Here is a 4,978-nt window from a genome sequence, read left to right as displayed (position 1 = left end):
GAGACAGTGCGGCCGGGCCATGATTGTCCACTGTCCGGAAGCGGCCGGTCATGATGTGGGGCGGGCTATCGGCTCTAAGCTCAGCAAGGGCGATATTTTGCTGTTTCTCGATGGCGATATTCCTATCCCCGCTCCGGCGCTGTTTCCATTCGCCGCCGCCGTGGACCGGGGAGCGGACGTGGCGCTTAATGACCTGAATCCGCTGCTTCCCGTCTTCGGTCAATGCGACAATGTGACGCGCTGCAAAATGTTTCTGAACATGGCGCTTGGGCGGGAAGACCTGGGCGCCTCCTCCATGACGGCCGTGCCCCATGCGCTGTCCCGCAGAGCGCTGGAGTTGATCGGACCCCAGGCTTTATCGGCGCCGCCCAGGGCGCAGGCCGCTGCCGTTCTGGAGAAGCTGCGCGTAGAGAAAGCGGGTACAGTGAATGTAATCAAACGGAACAGAAGACGAAAAGGGAATACGGGGGCGGGAAACGACGTGGAGCAAATGATTATCGGCGATCATGCCGAGGCGATGTCCGAAGTGCTTGCCCGCGGCGCGGATGATCTGCCCTGGCAGGAGAACGGGCCGGACAGCCGCCGCCTGCTTGCCGCGTGGAGGAACGGGATATGACACGGACCAGCATTATTATTCCGACCTTTAACGGACTCGGTCTCCTCCGGACCTGTGTGGATGCGATCCGCCGATACACAGCGGAGCCTTACGAGCTGATTATCGTGGATAACGCTTCAAGCGACGGAACGGCAAAATACTGCCGCAGGGAGAGGATTCCCTTCATTTCGCTGCCGGCCAACGCCGGGTTTCCGATCGCCTGCAACCTTGGCATGCAGCTCGCTTCCGGGGACGAACTGCTGCTGCTCAACAATGATGTCATTGTCTCGAAGAATTGGCTGGCCAATCTGAAAAGTGCTCTGTACAGCTCTCCGGATACGGGCATTGTCGGCCCCGTGACGAATTATGCCAGCGGCCGGCAGCAGGTCAACACTGGGTATGCGGATATTGCCGGGTTCCACGCGGCGGCGGAGACGGCGAATATTCCCGATCCCTCCAAATGGAGCGAGACGAAGCGGCTCGTTGGCTTGTGTTTTTTATTCAAGAGGGAAGTGTTCGACAAGGTGGGTCTGCTCGACGAGAGATTCTCTCCGGGGCATTACGAGGACGACGATTATTGCATTCGCGCCCGGCTTCAGGGCTACCGGCTGCTGATTGCCGGCGATTGTCTGGTGCATCATGAGGGAAGCGCGAGCTTCAAGGAGGTCTACCGTTCCGGGTGGGATGAGCTGATCGGACGCAATCGCAGATTGTATATCGAAAAATGGGGGATTGACCCCAGGCAATTTATTTAGGCTACATGTGGAGGAGGAATGGCCGTTGAAAGGAGTTATACTGGCAGGCGGAACGGGAACGAGACTTTATCCGCTCACCCGGATGATGAACAAGCATTTGCTTCCGGTCGGCAAATACCCGATGATCTGTTATGGCGTTGACCGGTTGCGAAAGGCCGGAATCACCGACATCCTTCTTGTAATCAGCAGACAGTCTGCCGGAATGTATGCGGATTTCCTGGGAAGCGGCGCCGAGTTCGGTGTGTCCCTGACTTATAAAATTCAGGAAGCCGCCGGCGGAATCGCCGAGGCGCTGGAGCTTGCGAAAGATTTTGTTCCCTCGGGGGAGCGGTTCGTCGTGCTGCTTGGAGACAATTTGTTCACCGAGGATATTGCTCCTTATGTGAACAGCTATCTCCGGCAGCCGGAGGGCACCGCCAAGGTGCTGCTCAAGCCGGTGGAGGATGCGCGGCGTTATGGCGTTCCCGTCTTCGACGGCGCGGATTCGGCCTGGATTGCCTATATCGAAGAGAAGCCGAAGCAGCCGAAGACCGGCTATTGCGTAACCGGCATTTATATGTACGACAAGGCCGTGTTTGATATCATCCGGCGGATTTCTCCTTCCCGGCGGGGAGAGCTTGAGATTACCGACGTCAACAATCTGTATGCCGCAGACCGCAAGCTGAGCTACGATGTGCTGAAAGAGTGGTGGAGCGATGCGGGAACCTTCGACTCCTTGCGCGAGGCGGGGGAGAAGCTGAAAGATGCGCTGCCGTAACGGCGGCGTTTTTTTAAATATACGGCTCTGTCATCTTCTGCTCATTATTGAGGACGAGAAAACCGTCCAGTGGGAAGCCAATTGTTGTTCTTATGTTATCTGACCGTTTGCAGGTGTTTCATTATTTGTTCTTCGTGGTGCTTGTCATGACTAATAAACATTTCTTGTAAAAAAGTTTCCAACGTATACGCACTGTTATGGAATTGTCTGTTGAATGCTGATTCAGGAACCATACTGAGTTTTAATATCAATTGTTTGCGCTGGGAGATGGCTTCCTTTAGCAAATCATGTGGTTTCATTGTTCTGCCGAAAGTAACGGAGGCTTCATTAAATGCCTGCACATCGTGATGTTCTTCAAGATTCACTTCCTCATTGTTTATAATCTGATTAAGTGTCTGGATAAAGCTTTTGTCCCAACCCATAATATGGCTGATAATGTCCTGAATCGACCATGTACCGACTATTGGCTTGCGAAGAGCATCATCAGAGTAAGGGGTTAAGTCAGAAATAAAAACTATTAATCTTTCTAAGTCTTCGGAGATACCGCTAATCGTTGCCACAATAATTCCTCCAAGAACCAATATGATGGTCTAATCATAGAACAAATGTTCGTAAATGTCAAATATAAACAACATGGTTTAACATAGCCAAATATAAAAATCTATGCGTTTCACGCTTATAGATATTTCTACGGAAAACGGATGCCCTCTCCTGCGAGGACGGCAGAGCCGTTTCTTTTTATTGCATCGGATGTAAAAATCTAGCTATTCTATTCCAAGCGTATAAACTATAATTAAGGAAATTCATTCACGGAGGTGCTTCAGACATCCAAACTGAATCTGCACAAATCTCAACAGAAACGGCAGCGCGGGCTAGATGGTTTGGCGGCAGCGGAGGATTAATACTTCATTGAAAGCATGGCCTGCATCGCCGCTCTGGCGCTGTCTCCGTCATTTGGACTGGCGCTATTCTCGGTGCTCGTCATCGGCATGGCGTCTTCGGAAGGGGCACCCGCAGGAGAAGATCGGCCAAAGCCGATTTTGCAGAATATCGGATACAGGAGGATACAAGGCACGGATGAAGATAAAATACACACAAACCGATCAAGCCGGACTTCATTTGGTAGAGCCGTTATGGGAACAGCTGAGAGATCATCATGCATCAAGGTCCAATTATTTTGCCGCACAAATCATGGCTAGTACCTTTCAGGCACGGTCCAAAGAGCTCCTGGTCAAAGCGGAACAGGGACTTCTTCATATTGTTCTGGCTGACGATGAGCTATCGGGAAGATTGGCGGGATATTGCATCAGTTCCATAGCTGGAGGAATTCGGGGCGAACTGGACTCTATCTTTGTTGTGCAGGATTATAGAGGCTTGGGGATTGGCCGAGAGCTGATGACACTATCGCTTGACTGGTTTAAGACGAACAGCATCGAGTCCATTGCGATCTCAGTAATATATGGGAATGAAGAGGCATTGCATTTTTATGAAAAATATGGCTTCTATCCAAGGACATATGTTCTATCCCGATGATCTTCAAGCGATAAAGGATGGCGAGCGCCCCCAAGCCGGGGTGCCCGCTTTTTTTGTCTGACTGGCTGAATTTCCCCATTCCACCGCTTCCCCGTAACCTGCCGGGCCCTCGCCGCATATGCTGTAGCAGGGCGCCTAAGCAAAGGAGACATGATCATGCAGAATAAGATCACCAAAATCTTGGAGCACATGGCCCATTCGCATGAACAGATGGCTCGCATTCTTGACGCCGAACGCCACGTGGCTGTCCGTATGGCGCAAATTGTCCATGATTTGCCGGATGCGGAGCCGGAATTCGGCGGCAGTGCGGGAGTGATTGAAAGTGCGGGCCAGGTGAACAAGAATATTATCGCCTATCTTAACGCATTCGCCGATCTTCAGGAGGCGGTAGCTGAACAGGTGGGCAGAGTCATCAAGGAACTGAACGGCCAGGAAGAAGAATAGGGGAGGCGGATGATGAGCAGAGAAGAGGCTTATCTGAAAATGCTGGAATCCACCGCCGCCATCCAGTGGAATATCGCGATGATTCTGGAGGCCAAGGCGGTGGAGGCGGAGAAGGTTAAGCAGTGGACGCATCATCATATTCATCCCCGGGCGTTCGACACACATGAAGACCAGTTGAAGGAGTCCCTCTCCATCCATGACGCGATCGTGGAGCTGGTGGAGGGATTAACGAAGCTGGAGAACGGGTTATGCAGCAATTTGAAAGCCATGCTGGACACCGGGGAAGAGGAAAGCGGCGGAGACGCTTTCGGCAGCCTGACCGAAGGCGGGTTCAGCTTCGGGGAAGACGAGAAATGAGCGGGCTGCAGCTCTCGGAACGCGCCGTCAAGCTGGAAATGATCCGCTCCATCGCCCGCAGCCAGGCCGCGCTTGCGGCGATTCTGGAGACAATAGCCGAGTTGACCGGCCATTCGGAGCTTGCAGCCCGCAAGCTGTGCGACAATGTCAGGGTGCTCAGCGAATACCAGAGCGCCATGTGCCGGATGATGACCGGCATTTCGCTGCATAGACACAAAGAAGGGACTCCCCCCGCGCCGTGGCTGGCTTCGTCCTGCGTTTCGGGCATTCCGGCCCCGGCGCGCACGGAGTCCAGAAGGAGTGACAGGAGATGAAGAAAACAAGCGGCAAGCCGTCGCGCAAGGGAAGAACGGCCCAAGGGCGTAAGGCGCTGCTCTCGCGGAAGACCAGGGTCCGCAAAGCCCGTAAAATCCGCAAGGGCACCTCGCTTAAGGTCCGCAAAAAACGGCTCCGCCGACCTCTTCATCCGCGGCTGCGGAAAAGAGGCTCCAAGCTGCGGAGAAAGAGACGGCCCCGCCAGCGCGCTGTGCCGCCGGA

The 4,978-nt window shown here is 53.6% G+C and carries 9 protein-coding genes; 8 read left to right on the top strand and 1 reads right to left on the bottom strand.

Annotation, left to right across the window (positions count from 1 at the left end; all coding sequences use genetic code 11):
- The 3 genes from L692_RS32965 to L692_RS0118210 all read left to right on the top strand — a co-directional run.
- The coding region (locus L692_RS32965; protein ID WP_036724356.1) for a family 2 glycosyl transferase at positions 1-616 on the top strand (616 nt) is incomplete at its 5' end.
- A complete protein-coding gene (locus tag L692_RS0118215) occupies positions 613-1,350 on the top strand; it encodes a glycosyltransferase family 2 protein (protein ID WP_025701528.1) in 738 nt (245 codons plus the stop codon). The genes L692_RS32965 and L692_RS0118215, both read left to right, overlap by 4 nt.
- Positions 1,351-1,375: 25 nt before the next feature.
- Entirely contained in the window at positions 1,376-2,107 is a 732-nt protein-coding gene (locus tag L692_RS0118210; protein ID WP_025701527.1) for a sugar phosphate nucleotidyltransferase, read from the top strand.
- A gap of 95 nt (positions 2,108-2,202) precedes the next feature.
- On the opposite strand, the gene L692_RS0118205 is transcribed toward L692_RS0118210, so the two are convergent.
- A complete protein-coding gene (locus L692_RS0118205) occupies positions 2,203-2,667 on the bottom strand; it encodes a DinB family protein (protein WP_025701526.1) in 465 nt (154 codons plus the stop codon).
- A gap of 517 nt (positions 2,668-3,184) precedes the next feature.
- Between L692_RS0118205 and L692_RS0118200 the strand changes: the two genes are divergently transcribed.
- From L692_RS0118200 to L692_RS29290, 5 genes are all read left to right on the top strand, one after another.
- Positions 3,185-3,640 carry a GNAT family N-acetyltransferase gene (locus L692_RS0118200; protein ID WP_025701525.1) on the top strand — a complete coding sequence of 152 codons (456 nt, stop codon included), beginning with the start codon at positions 3,185-3,187 and terminating at the stop codon, positions 3,638-3,640.
- Positions 3,641-3,796: 156 nt separating this feature from the next.
- Positions 3,797-4,084: a hypothetical protein gene (locus tag L692_RS0118195; RefSeq protein WP_025692259.1), complete on the top strand. Its 288-nt coding sequence runs from the start codon at positions 3,797-3,799 to the stop codon at positions 4,082-4,084.
- Between the two features lie 12 nt (positions 4,085-4,096).
- A complete protein-coding gene (locus tag L692_RS0118190) occupies positions 4,097-4,441 on the top strand; it encodes a hypothetical protein (RefSeq protein WP_025701524.1) in 345 nt (114 codons plus the stop codon).
- The gene (locus L692_RS0118185; protein WP_025701523.1) at positions 4,438-4,755 is read left to right on the top strand and encodes a hypothetical protein; all 318 of its coding nucleotides are present in this window, start codon (positions 4,438-4,440) and stop codon (positions 4,753-4,755) included. Before L692_RS0118190 ends, L692_RS0118185 begins: the two co-directional genes overlap by 4 nt.
- A partial coding sequence (locus L692_RS29290) for a hypothetical protein (protein ID WP_036724352.1) occupies positions 4,752-4,978 on the top strand: 227 nt, incomplete at its 3' end. The genes L692_RS0118185 and L692_RS29290, both read left to right, overlap by 4 nt.

The sequence above is a fragment of the Paenibacillus forsythiae T98 genome, assembly GCF_000520735.1.
GTDB classification, from domain to species: Bacteria; Bacillota; Bacilli; order Paenibacillales; family Paenibacillaceae; genus Paenibacillus_AQ; species Paenibacillus_AQ forsythiae.
This window is presented reverse-complemented; position numbering and strand designations above follow the sequence as displayed.